General features: G+C 68.0%; 18 protein-coding genes. 6 read left to right on the forward strand and 12 right to left on the reverse strand.

Annotated elements, in window-relative coordinates; all coding sequences use genetic code 11:
* Positions 1-56: 56 nt before the first annotated feature.
* Positions 57-401, reverse strand: coding sequence for an Hpt domain-containing protein (locus DMB86_RS07065; RefSeq protein ID WP_113717157.1), 345 nt, complete (start codon positions 399-401; stop codon positions 57-59).
* 293 nt (positions 402-694) lie between these two features.
* On the opposite strand from DMB86_RS07065, the gene DMB86_RS07070 reads away from it, so the two are divergent.
* The 5 genes from DMB86_RS07070 (at position 695) to DMB86_RS07090 (ending at position 4,284) form a co-directional block, all read left to right on the forward strand.
* Positions 695-1,243, forward strand: coding sequence for an alternate-type signal peptide domain-containing protein (locus tag DMB86_RS07070; RefSeq protein ID WP_113717158.1), 549 nt, complete (start codon positions 695-697; stop codon positions 1,241-1,243).
* Positions 1,244-1,346: 103 nt separating this feature from the next.
* A complete protein-coding gene (locus DMB86_RS07075; RefSeq protein WP_129545491.1) occupies positions 1,347-1,940 on the forward strand; it encodes a hypothetical protein in 594 nt (197 codons plus the stop codon).
* Positions 1,941-1,952: 12 nt separating this feature from the next.
* Positions 1,953-2,561, forward strand: coding sequence for a signal peptidase I (locus tag DMB86_RS07080; RefSeq protein ID WP_113717160.1), 609 nt, complete (start codon positions 1,953-1,955; stop codon positions 2,559-2,561).
* The gene (locus DMB86_RS07085; protein ID WP_113717161.1) at positions 2,558-3,391 is read left to right on the forward strand and encodes a hypothetical protein; all 834 of its coding nucleotides are present in this window, start codon (positions 2,558-2,560) and stop codon (positions 3,389-3,391) included. Before DMB86_RS07080 ends, DMB86_RS07085 begins: the two co-directional genes overlap by 4 nt.
* The gene (locus DMB86_RS07090) at positions 3,388-4,284 is read left to right on the forward strand and encodes a hypothetical protein (protein ID WP_113717162.1); all 897 of its coding nucleotides are present in this window, start codon (positions 3,388-3,390) and stop codon (positions 4,282-4,284) included. Before DMB86_RS07085 ends, DMB86_RS07090 begins: the two co-directional genes overlap by 4 nt.
* Before the next feature lie 52 nt (positions 4,285-4,336).
* On the opposite strand, the gene DMB86_RS07095 is transcribed toward DMB86_RS07090, so the two are convergent.
* A complete protein-coding gene (locus DMB86_RS07095; RefSeq protein ID WP_227878645.1) occupies positions 4,337-6,016 on the reverse strand; it encodes a sensor histidine kinase in 1,680 nt (559 codons plus the stop codon).
* A 203-nt stretch (positions 6,017-6,219) separates the two neighbouring features.
* Here DMB86_RS07095 and DMB86_RS07100 point away from each other — a divergent pair, with 203 nt between their 5' ends.
* Positions 6,220-7,125: a response regulator transcription factor gene (locus tag DMB86_RS07100; RefSeq protein WP_113717163.1), complete on the forward strand. Its 906-nt coding sequence runs from the start codon at positions 6,220-6,222 to the stop codon at positions 7,123-7,125.
* A gap of 91 nt (positions 7,126-7,216) precedes the next feature.
* Here DMB86_RS07100 and DMB86_RS07105 read toward each other — a convergent pair whose 3' ends face one another.
* The 10 genes from DMB86_RS07105 to DMB86_RS07155 form a co-directional block, all read right to left on the reverse strand.
* Positions 7,217-7,666, reverse strand: coding sequence for a VanZ family protein (locus tag DMB86_RS07105; RefSeq protein WP_171814408.1), 450 nt, complete (start codon positions 7,664-7,666; stop codon positions 7,217-7,219).
* A gap of 48 nt (positions 7,667-7,714) precedes the next feature.
* Positions 7,715-8,971, reverse strand: a complete 1,257-nt coding sequence (gene nhaA, locus DMB86_RS07110) for a Na+/H+ antiporter NhaA (RefSeq protein WP_113717165.1) — start codon at positions 8,969-8,971, stop codon at positions 7,715-7,717.
* A 211-nt stretch (positions 8,972-9,182) separates the two neighbouring features.
* Positions 9,183-10,412, reverse strand: a complete 1,230-nt coding sequence (locus DMB86_RS07115) for an alkaline phosphatase family protein (protein ID WP_227878646.1) — start codon at positions 10,410-10,412, stop codon at positions 9,183-9,185.
* A complete protein-coding gene (locus tag DMB86_RS07120) occupies positions 10,399-10,818 on the reverse strand; it encodes a hypothetical protein (RefSeq protein ID WP_113717166.1) in 420 nt (139 codons plus the stop codon). Before DMB86_RS07120 ends, DMB86_RS07115 begins: the two co-directional genes overlap by 14 nt.
* Positions 10,805-14,350, reverse strand: a complete 3,546-nt coding sequence (locus tag DMB86_RS07125; protein WP_113717167.1) for a polysaccharide biosynthesis protein — start codon at positions 14,348-14,350, stop codon at positions 10,805-10,807. Before DMB86_RS07125 ends, DMB86_RS07120 begins: the two co-directional genes overlap by 14 nt.
* Positions 14,347-15,180 (reverse strand): glycosyltransferase family 2 protein, encoded by an 834-nt coding sequence (locus tag DMB86_RS07130; protein ID WP_113717168.1) that lies wholly within the window; start codon positions 15,178-15,180, stop codon positions 14,347-14,349. Before DMB86_RS07130 ends, DMB86_RS07125 begins: the two co-directional genes overlap by 4 nt.
* Positions 15,181-15,301: 121 nt before the next feature.
* Positions 15,302-17,635 (reverse strand): hypothetical protein, encoded by a 2,334-nt coding sequence (locus DMB86_RS07135; protein ID WP_129545492.1) that lies wholly within the window; start codon positions 17,633-17,635, stop codon positions 15,302-15,304.
* A 270-nt stretch (positions 17,636-17,905) separates the two neighbouring features.
* Positions 17,906-19,012 carry a hypothetical protein gene (locus DMB86_RS07145; protein WP_113717171.1) on the reverse strand — a complete coding sequence of 369 codons (1,107 nt, stop codon included), beginning with the start codon at positions 19,010-19,012 and terminating at the stop codon, positions 17,906-17,908.
* Positions 19,009-20,514, reverse strand: a complete 1,506-nt coding sequence (locus tag DMB86_RS07150) for a polysaccharide lyase family protein (protein WP_113717172.1) — start codon at positions 20,512-20,514, stop codon at positions 19,009-19,011. Before DMB86_RS07150 ends, DMB86_RS07145 begins: the two co-directional genes overlap by 4 nt.
* On the reverse strand, positions 20,511-21,485 hold the full coding sequence (locus tag DMB86_RS07155) for a glycosyltransferase family 2 protein (RefSeq protein WP_113717173.1): 975 nt from the start codon (positions 21,483-21,485) through the stop codon (positions 20,511-20,513). The genes DMB86_RS07150 and DMB86_RS07155 overlap by 4 nt, the downstream gene beginning before the upstream one ends.

Below are 21,485 nucleotides of genomic sequence, written 5' to 3' on the forward strand. Positions count from 1 at the left end.
CCACGTCTGGTGTTGCCGCCACCGCCCGGACCCCCGTTTGGGCGCGCGGGTGTGGCCTAGGCGCGTTTGACGTATTTCTCCACGAGCTGGTGGACGGTCTGCCTCCCACATCGTCCAAGTGAAGGCAACGCCATGGACGCCTGCTGCAGGCAGCCGGCGCGCAGCATTCCGATCAACTCCTCGGCGCACTGCTCCAGGCGCGTTGCGCCGACCATGTGGCTGGAAGTGCACAGGCTCAAGGCCGCGTCCATGGCGGCATCCAGGTCCTCCGAGCCGATGGCCGTGGACAGCCTTTGGAACCGGCCCGTCCACATGTCCACGTAGTTGCTGACGAAGCCCTTGCACACAGCAGCCTCCCCGCCCAGGGAATCCTCCAGGTCGTGCAGCTGGTCCAAGCTCATCAAGGGGGCGCATCGCTGTGTCATGACGTGCGTTCCCCTCCCCGTCGCGTGCCTCTATTAGGGTCCAACTGTAGTTGCCGCGGCCAGACAGCGGCAGGTATCCGGGGCAGATTTCCCATACCCTGCGGGAAACCTGAGGTTGTGTTTGGCGTTTTGGGCATTTCGGAAATCTTGCGCCATTCTTCCGGGTTTCTTCCCGGTTTTGGCGGTGATTCCTTGAGTCGCGTGCAGGATTGTTGTTCCCATCGGCAGGAAAACCTGCAGCGGAATGACGTTGAACTAGGGGTCTCACAATGAACAAGATGGTCAAAGGCGCAATCGCAACCGGCGTAGGCGTCATCCTGTTGGTCGGCGGTGGCGGAACGCTCGCCACCTGGAACCAGGCACAGAACGCAAGCATGGGCTCGGTGGTCTCGGGTGACCTGAACCTGGTGGCCAGCACCGGCAGGTGGACCAACGCCGCCGGCACCACCATCGCCGACATCTCCGCCTACCGCGTGGTCCCGGGCGACGTCCTGACCTACACGCAGGACGTCACCGTCACCCTGACCGGCGACCTGATGACCGCCAAGCTGGCCGTCACCGGCGTCGGCGCTGACGGGACCGGATCCGCGGCCTTCGGCGGCGCCGCCACCGCCGGCGCCACCACGCTGACCAAGGGCACCCAAGTCCTGCCGGACACCATCCTGAAGCCCAGCGACTCCGGCGTGGTCAAGGCATCCACCACGTTCACGTTCAAGTCCTCGGCCACCGGCCGCACCGCCACGAACGCCTCCTACAGCCTTGGCAACATCGGCTACGCGCTGGTGCAGCAGGCGCCCGCCTCCGCGAACAACTCGTAGCAGCGGCAGCCAATTCCCCGCAGGGGAGCGGCTGGACCAGTTCGAAGACCCCGGTGGTGTGCCGGCCATGGCAGGCACACCGCCACCCCTTTGCGGAGATGTCATGCGAAGTTCCCCCATGTTGAAGGCGGCCGGCCTGGTCCTGGCCGCCGTCCTCCTGGGACTGCTGACCGTCCAGGGCAGCTACGCACTCTGGAACACGGCCGTCAGCGCCAACGCCGGCACCATCCAGGCAGCAGATTTTAGGGTCAGCCTGACCGACACCCAGACCAGCAACACCACAGACATGACGCTCCCCAACGGCACCGCCGCCGCGATAGCACTCACGACGACGGCTGCCGGCACCGTCCTCCCCGGCCAGGCCACCTACGCCGGTGTCCAGCTGGGAAACGTCACCAACGCCGGCGGCGACTTCACCATCCGGGCCGCCATCGGCTCTGCGCCCGCCAAAACTGACACCGGAAGCGGACTGGCAAGCTATTTGACCATCAAGGAAGCAGCCGCAGGCTCACTGGACCAATGTTCCAGCGCCGCCCTTTACGCTTCGGCGCTGCCCACCGACCTGCCCGCCATGACCATCGTCAAGGGCGGCACCGGGGTGTTTTGCTTTCAGGTGAGCCTCAACGCTGCCACTCCCGCCGGCCTGGCCGGGAGCACCGCCGGAATCTCCCTTCCCATCGTCGTCACCCAGCAATAGAAAAGGACCGCCATGACCGCCCTCCAGACACCAGCCGCTGCCGGCAAGGTTGCCAACGCCAGCCCGCTTACCGCGCCGGAGCGTTGGTTGCGCCTGGCGGCGCGCGGAGCGGCCTTCCTGATGTTCATTGCCGTCGCGCTGGCCGCCCTGGTCCTGGTGTTGGCGCCGCTTGTCACCGGTTCCCAGACGTACACCGTCCTGACCAACTCCATGGCGCCCAAGTACGCCCCCGGAACGTTCCTGGTGGTCAAGCCGACGTCCTTTGCCAGCCTGCGGGTGGGCGACATCATCACGTACCAAATCGAGTCCGGGAAACCTGCCGTGATCAGCCACCGCATCGTGTCCGTGGGCACCACGGAGTCCGGGGAGCGGGTTTTCACCACCAAAGGCGACAACAACTCCCTGGCCGACGACGCACCCGTCCACGCCCAGCAGGTCAGGGGCAAGCTGCTCTACGCCGTCCCTTATGTCGGGTTCCTGGCCAACAGGCTGGGCCAAACGGACCGCGGAGCCCTCATGCCCATTGCGGCCGTCGGACTCATCGGCTTTGGCGCCGTCAGCATGGTGCAGGGAGTCCGGGGGCGCAAGCGCGCGCCGAAGGAATCCGGGCACGCCGCATGACACGCATGACACCGCTCGGGCCGGCGTTTTGCCGACCGGGACACGACCGTTTCCGCATGGCGGCTCTCCTGGCAGGTGCGGTGCTGGCAGTGGCGCTGGCCGTGCTGGCGGCGGCGGCCGCTTCCGCCGCGGACGGCCCGGAAATGCTGCTGAGCAGCGACGGCGTGCATTTCACCCGGGGGCAGGCGCCGGTCATCTTTCCCCACCTTGCAGGCATGGTGCCCGGCGAGTCCCGGCCTGGAAGCATCTGGGTCCGCAACGGCGGGACGGAACCGGCGGAAATCGCCCTGGCCGTACAGTCCGTGGGTGGAATCGCCATCCTGACCGAATCCCTTGACCTGGTGGCCGGTTCGCGCGGCCACGGTTCATCCACCGTACCGCTGCCGTCGCCCGGAAGCTGCCGAAGCGTGTTCCAGGGCTGGGGCCTGGCACCCGGAGAGACCAAGCGCCTGGACCTGGCCCTGGGCATGGACGCCTCGGCAAGCAACGCGACACGGCGCGAGACGGCAAGCGTGCAGCTGGTCTTCCTCATGCGTGGCACCGGCGGCCCGGCCACCGTCGCCGCCTGCCCCGCCCCCGGCATTCCCACGGATCCGCACACGGTGCGGCAGGCCGTGCCGGCCAACGTCATTGCCGAGGGTCCCGCCGCAGTGTCCGCGGCCGACCCGGCGGGCAGGACATCCGGCGTCGAACCTCAGGACGTCCAATCCGCCGTGCGGGCGATGCACAGTAATGTGGAGGGCGACGACCAGCGGCCGGCGCAGCTGCTGATGTTCGTGGGGGGACTGCTCCTTTGCGCCGCGCTACGCACCCGGAGACGCAAGCCATGAGAGACCAGACACCCCCGGACCGCGCCGCGGCCGGGCGGCTGCGCCCGCTGCCGGGCTTCAGGGCCGCCGTGGTGGTGTTCCTGGCGACCGTGCTGGTGGGCGGGGGGACCATTGCCGCCGTGGCCAACTGGCAGCAGAGCGCCACGGCCACCATCGCCATCACCGCCGGTGGGCGGGCAACGCCGCCGCCGGCCGCCAACGTGGTGACCGCCAACCCCGTGCTGGACCCCCGGCCGGCTGTGCTGGATCCTGAACAGGTTACCTGCCAGCCGGATCCGGCCAAGGTCACCGAAAACGCTGCCGGCATTAAATTCACGTGGCCGGCGGCGGCCAGGGCCACCTCCTACGTGGTCTCCCTGGCCTATGACGACAAGGGCTACAGCTATCCGGGAGCCGCCACCGTCACCGCTCCCACTGCGACGTTCACGCTCCAGCGGACGGCGGCCGCCTATGGACACTACGTCCTCCGGGTGCTGCCCATGAACGGCGCCGTTGCCGGGGACCCGATCTACCGGACCTACAACTACTTCGCAGCCACCTCCAGCAATTGCTACGACGCCCGTCCGGACGGCAGGTCGCCGCTCGCCGTTCCCGTGGTCAGCGCCCAAGCACTCGTCAAGGGTGCCACCACGGCCGCGCTGCCCCTCAGCTGGACCGGGGCCGCCGGCACCAGCTATGTCGTCACACTCGTGGCCGCCGCGCCGGGCTACGGCATGGAGACCACCGTGGGCGGGGGCGGGATCACCGTGACGTTCCCCCGGCCCGCGAACGGACAAGGCGCGCCGTACTACGCCAACTACAGTCTCCGGATCCAGCCCGTGAACGGCACGACCGTGGGGGACGCCGTCTACAAGACCGTCCAGTACTACGACTGGGGCTCCGGCCTGTACTGAGCATGGCCCCGAACTTGGCAGTGGGTGCCGGGCGCGCCGGCGGCGGCGCGGGCTACGACTCCGCCGCAGGCATGTCGGCAGCGGAAACTGCGTGGGGGAGCACGATGCGCATGGTGGTCCCCACGTTGCGCTCACTGCAAACGGAAATGGTCCCGCCGTGCTTCGCCACGATGGACCTGGTGATCAGCAGGCCCAGGCCGAGGCCCGGGATGGAGCGCTTCAGGGCCGGATCGGCTCGGAAGAACTTTTTGAACGCATCCGCCTGCTCGGCGCTGTTCATGCCCAGTCCGGTGTCCTGCACCTCGCACAGGAGGTCACCGCCGTCGGCCCAGGCGCGCACGGTGACTGTTCCGCCGTCCGGCGAATACTTGATGGCGTTCGACACCAGGTTGTCCAGCACCTGGCCGAACCGGACGGGGTCCACCATGGCGGGAAGGCTGGAAGGTGCCTGGGTAACCAGCTCGACGCCGGTGACGTCCGCGGCGGGACGCGCCGACGACAGGCTGTCCGCAACCAGGCCGGCCACATCCGTCAGGGACTTCGCCACGGTGATGGAATCGGTGGTGAGCAGGTCATGGACCAACCTGCTCAACCGTTCGGCATTGCGCTCGGCCACTTCCAGATACTTCACGACAGGCCCGGGAAGGAGCTCGGGTTCTTCCAGGGCCAGGCCCAGATATCCTTGGATCGATGTCAGCGGGGTACGGAATTCGTGCGAAACATTGGCAACAAAGTCGTCCTTCGCGGCCAGTGCGGCAATCATGTCCGTATTGTCGTGGAAGGCAATGACGGCGCCGTCGTACCTGCCGTACTCACTCCTGATGGTCCGCGCCGTGGTGGAGAAGGCCCGGGCCTTCTCCCCGGAGCCGATCCAGACCTGATAGTTGGTAAAGGCCTGTCCCTTGACGGCGCGCCGGACAGGACGTTCTTCCGGGTCCAGGGGAGTGGCCTTGTCCGGAGCGAACACCAGGAGGTCCTTCTCCGCCGGATCAGTCAGGTGCTCCGGCACGGCCAGGCGGTGCACGGCCTGATGGGTGGCATTCATCAACTGGTCACGGCCGGTGCCGTCCACCACCACCAGCCCCACGGGCACCGTGTCGAGGACGGTGGCGAGCAGTTGTTCGCGCTGGCGGCTGGCGTTCAGTGCCGCGCGCAGCTGGGTGTCCTTGGCCAATACCCGCTGGCGCTGGCTGTCCATGCTCGCCGTCAGCGTCACCACGGTCATGGCGAATCCCATCATCATGAAGGGAAACAGCAGTGGTTTGCCCAGCTGTTCCCCGGTCACCGGGGCAGGGGCAAGCAGGATGGGGATCCAGACGATCAACAAGGTTCCGAGGGTGCTGGTGACAATTGCGGTCTTGCGCGCCAGACCCGAGGCTGCCAGCCAAAACACGGGAAAAAGCATCAGCAATCCTGCCGACGTTGCGTATTGCAAGCTGCCCTGGCGGGTAAATCCGACTGCCGCAAAATCCAGGTACGGAATGGCCAGGAAGCTGGCGTAGGGGAGCCTGTCCCAAGGGACCAGGACGCAGAGGGCAAGAACGGCGGCGTGCATCCACAGGCCGGCGATGAAGAGGGGGTCCGCGAAGATCTGCGGGTAGATGGCCGCAGCATGCACCACCATCAAAATGACCGTCAGGCTCAGCGGCGCCTGCGTGAGAATGACCTTGACATGTAAGGTGCGCTCGTAAAAGTGACGGCGAATGAGCCTGTCTGCTGTGGATTCAGTCAAGGAACTTCCATCTCGGGAATGCGCTGCACCCACGGAATCCGTTGATTCGCTGGGCCTCAACGAGTCTTTGCGGCCGGGCCACGATCCCGACAAGGATCCAGCCATAGACAACGATGATGTCATACTGTTCAAATGCGTGCATTGCTGCACGGCTAGTCATTGCCCTGTTGCAGGGCGGGTCTCTTGGAATTGGTGGGGTTGTAATGGACAGTCCGCGGGTTGCTGTGGTCATTGAGGACGACCAGGACATTCGTGAACTAATCAAGGTTGTTCTTAATCAGTCGGGTTTTGACGTCCACACCTCGAACAGCGGGGCGGCAGGCGTGAAGGCAGTGCGTGAACATCATCCGGCCGTGGTCACACTGGACTTGGGCCTGCCCGACATTGATGGTTTTGAAGTTGCCCGGCGCATCCGCCTGTTCAGTGACAGCTACATCATCATGCTCACCGCCAGGGACGACGAATTGGACACCCTGCTGGGGCTTGAGACCGGCGCGGACGACTACCTGACCAAGCCGTTCCGCCCCCGCGAACTCCGGGCCCGCGTGGGCGCGCTGATGCGCCGTCCCCGGCTCGGGAGCCGGGCGGCGCCGGCTTCTGATGCCGGGCCGGCTGCCAGCCCCGCGGCTTCCAGCCCACATGCTTCCAGTCCAACGGGCGACGGCGTCCGCCCCGCTGCGGACGGGCCGACTTTCGGCAGCCCTTCGGGGGCCGCTGTGGCGTGTTCCGTCCGTCCGGAGCCGGATCCGGGGCGGGAGCCCCGGCAGGGGCAGGATGCCGGCGGGCAGGCCACCTTGGTCCACGATGGGCTGTCACTCAACGAAGCCACTCGCACGGTGGAATTTGAAGGGGTGGAGCTGGACTTGACCCGTACCGAATTCGACCTGCTGCTGGCCATGATGGAAAGCGGGAGGCTGGTCCGTTCCAAGGGCGATCTGGTGCGCCGGCTGCGCGGCGAGGAGTATGAGGTGGGCAGCTACATCAGCGACGCCGACGAGCGCACCATTGAAGTGCACATGGCCAACTTGCGCCGGAAGCTTGGCGACGATCCGCGCTCGCCGCGCTGGATCAAGACAGTCCGCGGCGTCGGATACAAGCTGGCGCTGTAGGCGTTCTCCACGCTCCCGCAAGATGACGGGTCCGCGCAACGGCGCCCCCGTGGTGCGACGGGGACGGCGGCGTTGCCGTGCCCGACAGCCGCTATGGCCGGGCCGGTGTGCGCCGGGGACGGCTGGTGGCGGCAGCCCGGAGAATGACAAGGAGCACGGCGCCGACGAGGGCCCCGCTGGTGTTGGCCACGATGTCGCTCCAGGCCGGGACGCGCGCTGGTAGGAATACTGCCTGTGCCAGTTCGATGAGGCCGGAAAGCACGGCCGCGGCCGCGACCGCCACCCACCAAAACTTGCGCTGCAGCCGTGCTGCGATGATGACGCCAAAAGGCACAAACATCAGGATGTTCGCCGCAAATTCAACCTTGCGGTAGCCGATGAACCATTGTGGGAGCCCGTGGCCGTGCAGCCACCCGATCACCTGCATGAGCGCGCCGTCGATGGGCCTGTCCACGGGAGACGGCCAAAACACTATGGCGGCGAGCGCCACGAAGTACAGCACGACGAGGACCAGGGTCACGCGGTGGCGGGAGTGCTTCACATGTCCCAGTGTAGGGTCTGCCGGGCGGACGGCAGCGTTTTTACCGGATCAACCACCGCTCGCGGCGAGCCGCCGGTAGTGCCGGTTCCGGCTGCGCAGCACCACGGACGCGAGCAGCGCGGCAATGACGGAGCCGGCCAAAATGGCAACCTTCGCGTGGTTGTAGTGGGGGCTGCCCTCGCCAAAGCTGAGCCCGCTGATCAGCAGGGAGACGGTGAACCCCACCCCGGCCAGCAGCGCCAGGCCGGCGACGTCGATCCAGGCCAGGCCGTCGTCGAGCGTGGCACGCGTGGTTTTCGTGACCAGCCAGGTCGAGCCGAGGACGCCCAGGAATTTCCCGGCGACCAGGGCCAGCACGATCCCCAACGCCACGGTGTCGGTGAACGCGGACTTCAGCCCGGCGGCGCCGCCCAGCGCCACCCCGGCGGAGAAGAAGGCAAACAACGGCACGGCCACGCCGGCCGAGAGCGGGCGGAAACGGTGTTCGAAGTGCTCGGCCAGGCCCGGACCGGCGTCGGGCCCGCCCCTTTTGGCGGAGCGGACCACGGGGACGGCAAAGCCGAGCAGCACACCGGCCACCGTGGCGTGAATGCCCGACGCGTGCACCAGGGCCCAGACGGCAAGCGCCAAGGGCAGCAGCAGGTACCAGGACCTGACGCGTTTTTGGACCAGCCACGTGAAGGCCAGCAGCGGCAGCGCGGCCAGTGCGAGGAACTGCAGGTGCAGCTCGCCGGGATAGAACACGGCGATGATCGCGATGGCGATGAGGTCGTCCACCACCGCCAGGGTCAGCAGGAAGGTCCGCAGGGCGCTGGGCAGGTGCGTGCTGATCACGGCAAGGACGGCGAGGGCGAAGGCGATGTCCGTCGCCGTGGGGATGGCCCAGCCCTTCAGCACGGCCGGGCCCTGGCCCAGGTTGACCAGGGTGAACAGCAGCGCCGGAAGGAGCACGCCGCCCACCGCGGCAGTGATGGGCACGACGGCGCGGGCCGGGTTGCGCAGATCGCCCGCCACAAATTCGCGCTTGAGTTCCAGGCCGGCCACGAAGAAGAAGATGGCCAGCAGGCCGTCGGACGCCCAGCCGCCCAGGCTGAGGTCCAGGTGCCAGGCGGCGGGGCCGATCCGGAAGTCCCGCAGGGCGTAGTAGCCGTCCGCCAGCGGTGAGTTTGCCCAGATGAGGGCGATGATGGTCGCGGCGAGCAGCAGGGCCCCGCCCACGGTTTCCGAACGCAGGATGGTGTTGATCCGGGCGAGCTCGGTGTAGCTGCCGCGGGTAAAAACGCGGCGGACGACGGGTGCATTCATGGGCTGGCACGCCCTCTCATTGGTGCAAAGTTTCCAGCCCGATGTCGGGGGAACTTTTGGGTTCGGCAAAGACATTGCCGACCAGACTTCCCGGCGCACCTGATATCAGTTTACTTGATCGCGGCCCTGCTGCCCCGCCGGGCCGGCTGCCTCGACGGGGAGAAGTGGTGCATGGCCGGTGCTGACATCCTGCGGCGCGTCTGCGGGAACCTCAGGGCGTTGGTGTTGCGGGCGGCGTGTTGGATGGCAGGTCCCAGACATCCGGGCCGAAGGCCTTGAGGCCCGGCTGCGCGGCGTACCCCAGATGCGGGAGGCTGAACAGGTTTTCAATGGAGCGCAGCAGCGAGTAGTCATTGTAGGGAACGGTGCTGGTGGAGCCGGCCTTCACGTAGGGCGAGAGGACCAGGGCGCCGATGCGTCCGCCGCCGGTGCCGCCGCCCTCGGCCTGGCGAAGGGTCGAGCTGGGCGGCCCGCCGGGGTAAGCCACATTGGGACCCGATGGTTCCATGCAGCAGGCGCGGGAATCGTTCTTGGCCTCGTCGGCCAGGATGACGATCATGCTGTCCTTGTACGCGGGCGAGGAAGTGATGCGCGGAATCCAGGTGGACAGCCAGGCATCCGGCGTCCGGGGCGCCGGGCATTCGTTGTGGCCGTCGTCGCACAGGCTGGGCGAGATAAAGGCGAAGTTGGGGGTGGTGGCGGCGCTGCGCAGGTCGGTGGTGAGCTGGCCGAGCGGACGCACATTTGCGGCGCAGGCCGGGGTGTCGCGCACCGAGGAAAAATAAACGAACGGGTTGTGCCGGGCCGCGTAGTTGTCCCCGGGCACGGCATTCTGTGTCAGGTCCGCGTTGTCGGTGCCCAGGCTGGGACGTCCGCAGGTGGCTTGTTCACGGGAGGGATCGTTGCCCATGTCCTGCATGTATCCCTTCCACGTCAGGTTCTTGGCCGCGAGCTGGCCGGCGAGGGTGGGGACGGACTGGGGAAAGACGCACCCGTTTTTCGAGGTGACCTGGCCATCGGCGGCGGGCTTGGCGTCCGTCATGTCGGTGTAGTGGGTGCAATCCCCCTGGATGTCCTTGGTGGGTGCCGTGCCGCCGAGGATGGCCAGGTAGTTGCCCAGGCTCCAGTGCGCCACGCCGTAGAACTGGCTCAGCAGCTCTCCGCTGGGGCGCAGGGTGTTGGCGAGGTAGGGGTAGATGGGCTTGGTGCCGTAGGCGGAGTCGTAGGAGACGTTCTCCAGCATGATGACGAAGACATGTTTCACGGCTGACGGCTGGGCTGGCTCCGGCGCGTCGGGCGAGCCGGCTGCGCCCGGGGAACAGGCGCCCAGGAACAGGGTGGACAGCAGCGCAGCGAGGACCCCGGCCCTGGACCACGTTGAGGTGGAGTGGGCTGCCCTGGACGCCCAGCGGCGGCGGACCGTGCGTCTAGTGGCCTGCATGGGAAACCGTCTTGGAGCCGTTTTGGCCGTACAGGAATTGTTCCATGGTGATCCGGGGCAGCCGCTGCGCCGCCAGGAGCGCCAGCGTCAGCCCGGCCACCACCCACATGCCGGCGGAGGGGTTCCAGAGGTGGAAGTAGACCATGCCGGTGGCCACGAGCAGGGAGGCTGCCAGGCTCAGCGCGATGGCCAGTGCAACGTGGAGCGCGGTTCCCATGGCCAGCCTGGACCGGCGGTTGGGGGAGATCCGCCGGAACCACAGCGCCGCCGCCCCTCCCGGACCACACAGCACCAAGGCACCCAGCACCAGGGCCCGCAGCGGCACCGGTCCCGTCACGGCCAGCGGAACGGCCGAGACGGCCACCAGGGCCAGCGCCAGGTCCGGCAGATAATTAAGGGTTCGCATGGAGGGCTCCGTCGATATGGATGAGAATTCCGGACGGGGTGTGGGCCAGGACCCGCCATCCGTTCCGCAGCTGGCACGTGTCAACAAAATTCTGCACCGCGCCGGGCGGACCGATGCCCAGCATTTCCGCCGAATCGACTTGGCTTTCGGTGACCAGCAGGTAGGCGCCGGACCGCCGGGCAAGCCGTTCAACGTAGGTGCACTCCAGCTCAGGGGCATTTGACTGCGGCACGCCCGGCAGCAGCGTGCGGTAACTGTACGTGGCGTACTTGACGTTGCGCCACGGGGTGTCATGAACAGCCTCGATGACCACGGCGCCGTCCGGCGCGGCGGCGTCGAGCTGGCGCACCAGCGCCAGTTCGCCCGGCGAGAACGTCTCCAGGGCGTCATTGCCGTAGCGGGTCACCAGCGTGGTGCCCGCCAGGGCAAGCCCGACGACGGCGATCGCCGCCGTGCGCCACAGCCCGGGCCGGCGCGCTCCCGCGGGAAGAAGCAGTGCTGCTGCCAGGCATGCGGCGAACGGCAGGCTGTACAGGTACACCCGCAGCAGCAGTTCGCCGCCGTACGGCTGCAGCGGCAGCAGCAGCAGGGGTATGCCGGCGGCGGCGGCCGCGGCCAGCCATGGGCGGTGCCGCCGGGCCAGCAGCCAGGCGCCGGTGCCTGCGGCCGCCCACATGAGGGCCGATTCGGCGAGGCGGGCCGTGATGACGATCCGGTGGTGCGGGTCGCCTGCCACGCGCTGGGTGACCCCGAGGGTTTGGCTGATGTCCCCGAAGGAACCAAACAAGGTGCCCACGTGGCCCACCAGGTACGGGGTGGCCACGAGCACCAGCCAGGCAATGGGGAGCAGGACGGCGACCACTGGCAGCACGCGCAGCCTGAGCTGGCCCGTGAGCAGCAGCCCCAACAGCACGGCGGCCACCGCAAACGGCGTCAGCTGATGGGCGGCGGTGAGGGCCGTCAGCAGCAGCACCAGGGAGAGGGCAAGCATCACGGAGACGGGCCGGGAGAGGCGCGGCATAGGGTGGACCCTCGGATCCAGCCGGTCCACGACACGGCGCCACCGGGCGGCAATTCCCCACCGTCCGGCCGTTCCCTTCCAGGCGCGGCCGCCAAATGCCGTGAGCGTCCCCGTGATCACGGTCAGCCCCACAATGTAGGCGTACGCCTGGGGTGCCAGGTAGTCCTGGCCCACCCAACTGGTCAGGTAGAACAGCCACACCGCAGCCCAGGTGGTGCGCCAGTGTCCGGTCAGGCGGCGTGCGATGGCCAGCATCACCGGCAGCAGTAGCAGGTTCACGGCCGGGGGCGCCCAAGTGGCGATTGGCATCAGCGAGTGCATCCCCGTGGCGTCGGCAAACATGGCCAGCAGCGCAAAGAATCCAGGCCACGAAAAGTACGCGTCCAGATTGGTGTCCAGCTGTCCGTTGGCGCCAATGTACGTCGCAATCCCCAGGTGCCGGTAGCTGGCCTCCAGTCTGGGCGTCCCATGGATCATCGGATCCAGGCCGTGCAGCAGGAAAATCAACACCGCCAGCTGCACCAGCAGCACCCACACATGCTGGCGGCGCCGCACCAGGGACAGCGCCACCCCCGCGACGGCGGCGGCCAGGGCCGGGAAGTAGGCCGCCGGCAGTGCCGTGATGGCGCCGAGCGAGCCGATCCTGCTGATGTCTGCGTGGAGCGCGCCCCATACGCCGACGGCCAGTGCCGCACCGGCCAGCAGGACCAGGGCCGACGATGCCGCCCCCCGGCGCAACGACGTGGCCAGCGGGGGCCGGCCACCCTCCGGGCTGGGCCCGGCACGATGGAGGCGGGAGGACCCGCGGCGCCAAGCGGCCTCGACAGCGGGAGCGGCCTTTCGCGTGGGGGCCTGAACGATGGACACGGTGCTGCGCCACGCGGTCTGCCCGGCGGTGGACAGGGCCGGAACAGCGCTGCGCCAAGGAATCTCGAGGCGCGAGGACCCCAGGTGCCTGGCCGGGTGTACCGGGTACGCGGGGTTGTGCCAGGCGGTGTGCCCGAGGGCTGACAGGGCCGGCGCGGCGTTGCGCCAGCCACCCGGGAGGCCGGAAGCCCCCCGGTGCCTGGGCGCGGGCGCAGATTTGTGGCCCGCCGGATGCCAGGCTGTGGCCAGGGCCGCCGAAGGCCCCCGGGCGGCCCAAACCCGTGTTGATCCGGCCGCTGCCACGAGGGTCATCGGCCCGGGAGCGGTCAGGACAAGCAGTCGCCAGGTGGCCAGCGCGGCCGCGACCACCTGCCCTGCCAGCCAGACCAGCGAGACGCCCTGAAGGCCGCGCTGCGACGCCAGGGCCGCCGCCGGCACCACGGCGATCAACGCCGCCACCACGGCCACCGCGGTGGCCTCGGCCAGGCGGTGCCGGGCCCGGCAAAGCCCGTAATACACCTGAGTGACGCAGCCCACCAGCAGGGCGGGGGCCATGATGAGCAGCAGCGGCCAGCCGCGCGCATACACGGGTCCCAGCAAGGTGAGCAGCACCGGCCCGGCCAGCACCAGGACGACGGCGGCACCCGCCGTGAGCGCGACGCTCAGTCCCAGCGCCTTGCGCACCATCTCCCGCACCGGGCCGGCCCAGTCGGGGACGCCATCCCCGTGGGGGCCCCGGCCAGTGCCGTCCGGCCCGGCAGCGCCCTGCCCGGCGAGCTTGGCCTGCAGCGAATAGCCGGCCGACTGCGGCACAAAAAACACAGCCATTGACAGCATCCACACCATGTACCAGGACGCCGTGGCGGTCGCGGACACCGCGGCGGTGACGACCAGCGGCAGCAGGTAGCCTGGTGCCCGGTCGGAGAGCATCAGGGCATGGTTGGGCAGGCCATGGCGGACCAGCAGGCGCGCCTCGACCTGGCTGAAGCGTGCCGGGCGCCAGCCGCGGCGGTACTGTTGGACAGCCCCGAGTGCGACGCTGGCCAGTGCACCCGCGGCCACGGAGACCAGGAGCGTCAGTACGCTCCGGTCGCCCGCCAGCAGGGCGACGCCCAAGGTGCCCAGCTGCACGACTCCCTGCACAATGCTGCGCGTCAGCGCCTGGTGGGAGCTTGCTTGGGCCACCGCGATATGGTCCAGCTGATAGGCCAGGGTGGCCAGGACTGCGGCCGCCAGGAAGGCGGCCACCACGGCGGCGCTGTCCCACGCGGCGCCAGTGGCACCTCCCAGGGCGCGGGTGACGAGAACGAGCAGCGCGCCCACCACCACGGAACTGCCCGCGACGGCAGCCAGCGAGGCGCTGAGAAGGCGCGGGCCGCCGTCGTGCTGGCTGGGGAGGAGGGACACAATGGCCGGACCCACGCCGAGAAGGGCAAGCTGGACGCACAGCAGGACGGCGGAAACGAGCGCCGAGCCCAGGCCCAGCCGCTCCGGGGCGAGAGAGAGAGCCGCCAGCGCCCAGAAGAGGAAGCCGACCACCATGGGTGCCACGCGGGCGGCCGCCAGCGCAAGCGTGTTGGCCCCCATGGACTCGCTTTGCACAGGGCCGGGTCGGAGCCGGTCCAGAAGGTCGCGGCCGGTCATGGGGCGACCCTGGTGCCGCGCAACCATTCCGAGAACATCGATTGATAGTTGTAGCCGAGGAATCCCGCCCAGTACGGAAGGTAGCGCGGGGCGTGCACGATTGACAGGCCCACGCCGCGGACGGCGGCGAGCAGTGGCAGCGCCACCACCCAGCCGGCGCGCGAGGGGTGCTTGGCGGCCGTCCGGGCCAGGCCCGCGCCGTCCTGCACCCACTGGTCGCGTGCGGTTTCAAAGCCGCCGCTGAAACGGTGTGCCACCGTGGTCTTGCGTGAGACGCCCAGCCGGGCACCCGCCTCCTGCAGCCTGACGCGAAGCTCAATGTCCTCGCCGGAGCGGAATCTTTCGTCGAAGCCGAACTCCAGAAGCAGCTCGCGGCGCATCAACGTGGCGCACACGCAGAACCACTCGCGCACGCGGCTGTGGTTGTGGTGCCAGGCCAGGGCCTGTCCCCAGTAATCGGCGGAATCCGAGTGGCTCGCCAAGGCGAACTGCAGGCCGTCATAATGCCCGTCAGTGAACTCGGCAAGCAGGGATTCCAGTGCCCCGGAGGGGACCAGCACGTCAGCATCGATCAGGGCGAGCACCTCGCAGCTGGCGGCCCGGGCGCCCATCATGCGGGCTGCGGGAACGCCCCGGCCGCCGTCGGAGAGCACCAGCGCTCCGGCGGCCCGGGCAATCTCCACCGTGGCGTCGGTCGAGCAGCCGTCCACCACAATGATCTCCGCCGGATGTTGGGCGTTGATGCTCGCCAGGCAGTCCGCCAGCCAGTGGGCTGCGTTGCGGGCAGGGACGATCACGGAGACGGGGAGTTCCCGGCTGGGCCTGTTCATTGGGCCCAGCCTGAACTCTTCCGGCGGGACCGGCCCGGCCCGCGGACCAGTCCGGTGGCGCGCCGGGCCCCGATCGGGCGGCCGGCGCGCACCGGGACTGATGCCGCGAGCTGGATGGCGGTCACGGGACCGACTTGACAATCACGTCGTCGATGTTGATGGACGCCGGCTGCGGGTAGTGCTCCGAGCCCAGCATCACCAAGGTGGTGCTGGTGGCGGAGGTGTTGACCGCGGCCGAGTTGTACACCTGCACGCCGTCAAACCAGACCTGGATGGTGGTGGCCACGCCGTTGGCAGCCACACGCATCTGGACGTGGTGCCAGGCGCTCAACGAGACCGCCGTCTTGGACAGCTGTGTGTAGGCGTCTGTTCCTGTAGGGGTCAGCACGCGCAGCCACAGCTGGCCGGTGGAGTTGTACCGGTAAATGTCCGCAAACCGGGTGGACCCGGTCCAGAAGCGGAAGTACGGCACGTCATTGCCCACCGGCCCGATGGCCGTGATGTCAAACCACCCGTCCATGTACACGTCCGTGGACCCCGCCGGAATGGAGTGGGAAAGGTTTGCCCGCGACAGGTTGTTGGTGGAGGTGACCAGGCTGGCTGCATTCAGTCCCGTGTGGACGGTGGTCTGTTGGACAGTCGCTGTTGCATCGCCTCCCTTTTGGAGCGTCCACTTGTTGAGGTTGCCGCACTCAAATCCATCCGCCACCACGGTGGTCCCGGGGAAGGTGTCGGTGGGCACCTCGGTGTTGCAGTCGACATTGGACTGGGCCTTGATGATCAGGTTGTCCAGGTAGAGGTCTCCCTGCTGTCCGGCAAATTCATTGCCTGTGGCGACCGAGGAGATGGCGCCTGTGCGGCCGTCCAGATTGTTGGTGTGGTAGATCATGGTGCCGTCCAGCCAGATCTGCAGGACGGATGTGGTCCCGTTGGGCAGGAGGTGCACCTGGAGCTGGTGCCACCGTCCGGTGGTGACGGCCGCGCTGGTCAGCCTGAACAGCGCCGAGGAACCGGTGGAGTTGAGGGTGTTGAGCCAGAGCTGGCCTCCGGAGGTGTTGCGGTAGATGGAGGCAATCCGTGTGGAGCCGATGTAGAACCGCAGGTAGGAGTTCGCGGCCCCGGCAGGCGCAGCGGTCTGGACGTCGAAGTAGCCGTCCGCGTACACCTCGCCCAGGCCGGCTGGAATGGCCTTGGTCAGGGTGGCTATTGAGCCGGACGCCGTGGTGGCGTGCAGGTGGGTGGAGCAGGCTCCCGTGACCCAGGCGTTGGAGACAACGGCAGCTGTTCCATCGCCACCAGTCTTGACGGCCCAGTTGTTGAGGTTCCCGGACTCAAAGTTGTCAGCAACAACGGTGGTCCCGGGGAAGGAGTTGCTGGGCTGCGCGGTGGCCGGCTTGCAGACAAGCGCTGTTGAAGGCTGCGCTTTGGCCTTGATGATCAGGTTGTCCAGGTAGAGGTCTCCCTGCTGTCCGGCAAATTCATTGCCTGTGGCGACCGAGGAGATGGCGCCTGTGCGGCCGTCCAGATTGTTGGTGTGGTAGATCATGGTGCCGTCCAGCCAGATCTGCAGGACGGATGTGGTCCCGTTGGGCAGGAGGTGCACCTGGAGCTGGTGCCACCGTCCGGTGGTGACGGCCGCGCTGGTCAGCCTGAACAGCGCCGAGGAACCGGTGGAGTTGAGGGTGTTGAGCCAGAGCTGGCCTCCGGAGGTGTTGCGGTAGATGGAGGCAATCCGTGTGGAGCCGATGTAGAACCGCAGGTAGGAGTTCGCGGCCCCGGCAGGCGCAGCGGTCTGGACGTCGAAGTAGCCGTCCGCGTATACCTCGCCCAGGCCGGCTGGAATGGCCTTGGTCAGGGTGGCTATTGAGCCGGACGCCGTGGTGGCGTGCAGGTGGGTGGAGCAGGCTCCCGTGACCCAGGCGTTGGAGACGACCGCTGCCGTGCCGGTGCCGCCGGTGTGGACGGCCCACTTGGACAGGTTCCCGGACTCAAAGTTGTCAGCAACAACGGTGGTCCCGGGGAAGGAGTTGGTGGGCTGCGCGGTGGCCGGCTTGCAGACAAGCGCAGCCGCGGCCTTCGGCGTTACCTTCGCGGCCGCCTTGGGGGCTGCCTTGACAATCGCTTTTGCGGTTACGCCGGTTGGCTTCGGTGTGGGCGCTACCGTGGTGGGGGTCACCTTTGGTGCCGGTGTGCCCACCTTTGGCGCTGGTGTTGGCGCGGCCGGTGCCGTGGTGGCCGGTGCTGGCGCGGCCGGCGCCGTGGTGGCAGGTGCCGTGGCCGCCGGGCTGGTCGACGCCGTGGCAACAGGCGACGGCGTGGCCGGTGCCGTTGTGGCGGCCGCCGGCGGTGCCTGCGTTGCGGCTGCGGGCGGCGGACTGGCGCTGGGCGCACTGCTGGGCGGCGGGGTGGCGGCCGTGACCGCCAGTCCCGCCGCCAGCGCAAGTGCTGCCGTCATCACCATGCTACGAATTCCGGTTCCTGGCCTGTTCACAATGCCACCTCCATATCGCCGGTGCCGCCCCGCAGGGCATGCACCGCGGCCAGCGGGTGCCTTGCCCGCTCCACCAAATAACCGGCGGCGGTTGCCGCCGGCACAGAAAGAATTTTTCGGTTGCGCGCCGGGCCGGCCACGCAGCCGTCGACCATCCAGGGGGCTGCGCCGCGGGCGGGGACAACCGCGGAGCTGGGGGGCGCCGTCGTCCGGGCCACAGGGCCCTCCACGGAGCTAGGCCCATTCATTGAGCAGTGCCTGCACAGTGGCGGTGACGTGGTCGCTGGTCCGGTCCGCCGACCAACTGGCGGGCAGTTTCAACACGTGGCACGGCAGGCCTCCGAGCCCGCGGCGCACCACATCGGCCTTTTCGGAAAAGTAGCGCTCCAGTGGCATCAGCCCTGTGGCGCCAAGTGCCTCGATCAAGCTGCGGGACACGCCGGGCAGCTCGGAGTGGAAATTGCCCACGATCCGGGTGGTCATCCACTCGGCACTGCGCGGTTCCAGGATCGCGTCCGCGCCGGAATGCCGCTCGAGGAACATTGCCACGCGGGTGGGTGCCTCACTGGCAATGTTCTCCGCGCCGAAGGCCTGCTCCGGGTGGACCATGCGGTGCTCCGGGGACCAGTGGCGGGTGAACGCCGCGGTACGGGGGTACCGGACGATCACGGGGTGGACCATGGTGGAGGCACGCTCCAGCGGCTTGGTCAGCCCCTTGGGCACGAGCGGCTTGCGCGGCCCCTCGAACAACTGCGGGTAGATGGGCTGGTGGTGCGCCTTGATGAACATGGGCTTGGCATAACCCAGCACAGTCCCGTCAACGCGGAGGAACGCCCAGTCGTCGGCCATGAATTGGACTCCTTCGATGCGTACCAGCTTGGCGACGGTGCTGGTCTTTCCAACTCCACCCCAGGCGGGCATCAGCACGCCGGCGCCCTTGTAATTGACGATGGCCGCGTGGACCATGGCTGCCCCGTTGAGCACGCAGAGGCGGTCCAGCAGCGGTATGACAGCGGTCAGAAGCTCTCCGCGGCCGGCCACCGTGAACCCCTCGTCGGTCACGGTCACCGTGACGCGGTCCCTGGGGAGAAAAAGCGTGTCATCCGAGTACCGGTAGGCGTCTTCGGCATGCGACGGGACGTCAAGGGGGATGGTGGTCCCGGTGACCTTGATTCCGCACGCCTCCTCCGCACGGCGCGCCCTGTGGAACGGGGAGAGCATGTCCACGAGCTGCGGGGCTCCGGGTGTTCCGGGCGCCACCTCGATGCGAACGAGTCCGTGGACGTCGAAGTGGGCGCCGGTCTGTACCGGTGATGGTGCTGCGAGCTGGCTGGCGGTCACGGGAGTACCTTTACAATGACGTTGTCGATGTTGATGGTCGCAGGCTGCGGGTAGTGCTCGGAACCCAGCATCACCGAGGAGACGTTGGTGGCCGATGTGGCGACAGCGGAGGATCTGTACAGCAGGACGCCGTCGAACCAGACCTGGATGGCGGTGGCCGTGCCATTCGGCGCCACCTCCATCTGCACCCGGTGCCATGTGTCCAACGGGACGGAGTAGCTGGTCAGCCGCACGTAGGAGAAGGTTGCCGCCGGCGTCAGTATGCGCAGCCACAGCTGCCCGGTCGAGTTGTACCGGTAAACGTCGGCGAAGCGGGTTGCTCCGGTGAAGAAGCGGAAGTACGGCACGTCGTTGCCTGTCGGCCCTATGGCCGTGATGTCAAACCAGCCGTCCACATCGGTCTGTTTGGTCCCCGTCGGCAGCGCATGGGACATGTTGGCCATGGAGCTGGTGTTGGTGTCGGTGACCAGAGTCGCAGCCAGCGCGCCGTCGTGAACGGTTGTGGACTGGACGCCGGCGGTGCCGTCGCCGGTCATGTGGACCGTCCAGTTGGCCAGGTTGCCGCATTCAAATCCGTCCGCCACCAACGGTTGTCCCGGCATGGAGTTGGTGGGCAGGGCGGCACTGCAGGAAGTCTGGGTGCCGGTGGCGGCCTTGATGACCACGTCGTCGAAGTAGACGTCCCCCTGCTGGTTGTTGTTTTCGCTGCCCAGCATCACGGAGGTGACGGGCACGTTGGGCCCGTCCACGCCTGTGCTTGAGTACACCAGGGAGTCATTGAGCCACACCTGCACGGTGGTGGCCGCACCGTTCGGAAGCACGGCAGCCTGGATATGATTCCAAGCGGAAAGCGGGATGGCCCGGGTGGTCAGCTTGGTGCGTACCCAGCCGGCGGTGGGGGAGAGTGCCTCCAGCCACAGCTGCCCGTTGTTCGCGTAACGGTAGACGGAAGCGATCCGTGTGGTGCCGTTGAAGAACCGGAAGTATGAGTTCGTGGAGCCCGTCGTGCCCGGCGTCGTGACGTCGAACTCGCCGTCCGCGTAGACCTCGGCCGTGCCCGCCGGAATGGCCTTCTGCAGGTTCGCCAGGGAGCCCTTGGACGTGCTGGTGTGCAGGTGCCCGGCGCAGCCGCCCGTGTAAACGGGGCTGCCCACCACGTCCGCCATTCCGTCGGCGCCGGTCATGACGGCCCAGCTGGAGAGGCTTCCCGATTCAAAATTGTCCGCCGCAACAATGGATCCCGGGAACGTGTTGGCGGGCGGCGCCGTCAGGGGCTGGCACGTGGGTGCCGCAGCGGGGGTTGCCACCGTCGCGGTGCCCGGTGCCGCCACCCCGGGCGCGACGCCGTTCGGCCTCGTGTCTGCTACCTTGGGGGATGCCGCTGCGACGGCGCTCGGGGACACGGCTGCCGGTGGTGTTGCCCCCGCGGAGGCCATGCCCGCCGCGAGCGCCAACGCCACGGTTGCCATGATGGTCCGGATCCCGGCCCTTGTACTGGTCACGATGCCTCATCCATTTCGCCGGTGCTGCGCCGCAGGGCGTACAGCGCGGCCAGCGGGTGCGTTGCCCGTTCGACCAGATACCCGGCAGCGGTTGCTGCCAGCACGGAAAGAATTGTCCCGCTGCGAGCCAGGCCGGCCACCTCGCCGGATGCCAGGCTGTGGACTATTGCCCGCGGGAGCACCTCGGCGACGTACCGGCGCTCCGGGCCCAGCCGCCGCCGCGCCCCGGGCCGGCCGGAGACCTGCGCCTTCGAGATCCCCTCGCCCCATGAGCGGGCCAGCATGTAGCCAATGGTGCCCCGGGACGCCGGGACATGGTGCGAAGCCAGTGACGCCGGTTCGTAGACCACCCGCCCGCCCGGGCGCAGGGCGGCAGTCCGGATGCACAGCTCGGTTTCCTCACAGCCGCGCGGCGACGACGTCCGGCCCAGACGTTCGTCGAAAAGGCCTACCTCCTCAAAGACCGTGCGGCGGAAGGACATGCTGGCCCCGATCACGTTGCGGACCTGGGCCGCGACCCTTGGCAGGCCGCGGTAGGAGCAGCCCACAATCCAGTCCAGCTCCTGCGGGAAGTAGCTTGGCCGGCCGTTCTCCCACAGGGGCTCGATCCGGCCGCCCACGGCAAACACGGCGGGGTCGTCGTAGAGTTCCAGCTGGCGAAGCAGCCAATCATGCCCTGCGACGGCGTCGTCGTCCAGGAAGGCTATGATCTCCCCCGTGGCCGCGAGGACTCCAGTGTTCCTGGCCCCCGACAACCCCTTGGCGCCGTTGTTCTCCAGCACGTAGGCGCCTGTGACCTCGTGCAAAAGCCGCTTTTGGAGGGGAAGGTTGTGGTCTACGACGATGATCAGTTCGTGCGGGGCGGCCGTCTGCGCCTGGACGGAGGAGATGGCCTGCTGGAGCCAGGCCCAGCGGTCCTCGGTGTACACACAAATGACCACGCTGGCGGAGGGGAGCACGACGGGTGGCAT

It is taken from the genome of Arthrobacter dokdonellae, from assembly GCF_003268655.1.
Lineage (GTDB): Bacteria > Actinomycetota > Actinomycetes > Actinomycetales > Micrococcaceae > Specibacter > Specibacter dokdonellae.

What these genes read in the sequence shown, in the direction of transcription:
- DMB86_RS07065 (WP_113717157.1), bottom strand. Translation starts at nt 401, where the DNA reads ATGAGCTTGGACCAGCTGCACGACCTGGAGGATTCCCTGGGCGGGGAG.
- DMB86_RS07070 (WP_113717158.1), top strand. Translation starts at nt 695, where the DNA reads ATGAACAAGATGGTCAAAGGCGCAATCGCAACCGGCGTAGGCGTCATC.
- DMB86_RS07075 (WP_129545491.1), top strand. Translation starts at nt 1,347, where the DNA reads ATGCGAAGTTCCCCCATGTTGAAGGCGGCCGGCCTGGTCCTGGCCGCC.
- DMB86_RS07080 (WP_113717160.1), top strand. Translation starts at nt 1,953, where the DNA reads ATGACCGCCCTCCAGACACCAGCCGCTGCCGGCAAGGTTGCCAACGCC.
- DMB86_RS07085 (WP_113717161.1), top strand. Translation starts at nt 2,558, where the DNA reads ATGACACGCATGACACCGCTCGGGCCGGCGTTTTGCCGACCGGGACAC.
- DMB86_RS07090 (WP_113717162.1), top strand. Translation starts at nt 3,388, where the DNA reads ATGAGAGACCAGACACCCCCGGACCGCGCCGCGGCCGGGCGGCTGCGC.
- DMB86_RS07100 (WP_113717163.1), top strand. Translation starts at nt 6,220, where the DNA reads ATGGACAGTCCGCGGGTTGCTGTGGTCATTGAGGACGACCAGGACATT.
- nhaA (WP_113717165.1), bottom strand. Translation starts at nt 8,971, where the DNA reads ATGAATGCACCCGTCGTCCGCCGCGTTTTTACCCGCGGCAGCTACACC.
- DMB86_RS07115 (WP_227878646.1), bottom strand. Translation starts at nt 10,412, where the DNA reads ATGCAGGCCACTAGACGCACGGTCCGCCGCCGCTGGGCGTCCAGGGCA.
- DMB86_RS07120 (WP_113717166.1), bottom strand. Translation starts at nt 10,818, where the DNA reads ATGCGAACCCTTAATTATCTGCCGGACCTGGCGCTGGCCCTGGTGGCC.
- DMB86_RS07125 (WP_113717167.1), bottom strand. Translation starts at nt 14,350, where the DNA reads ATGACCGGCCGCGACCTTCTGGACCGGCTCCGACCCGGCCCTGTGCAA.
- DMB86_RS07130 (WP_113717168.1), bottom strand. Translation starts at nt 15,180, where the DNA reads ATGAACAGGCCCAGCCGGGAACTCCCCGTCTCCGTGATCGTCCCTGCC.
- DMB86_RS07135 (WP_129545492.1), bottom strand. Translation starts at nt 17,635, where the DNA reads ATGACGGCAGCACTTGCGCTGGCGGCGGGACTGGCGGTCACGGCCGCC.
- DMB86_RS07155 (WP_113717173.1), bottom strand. Translation starts at nt 21,485, where the DNA reads ATGCCACCCGTCGTGCTCCCCTCCGCCAGCGTGGTCATTTGTGTGTAC.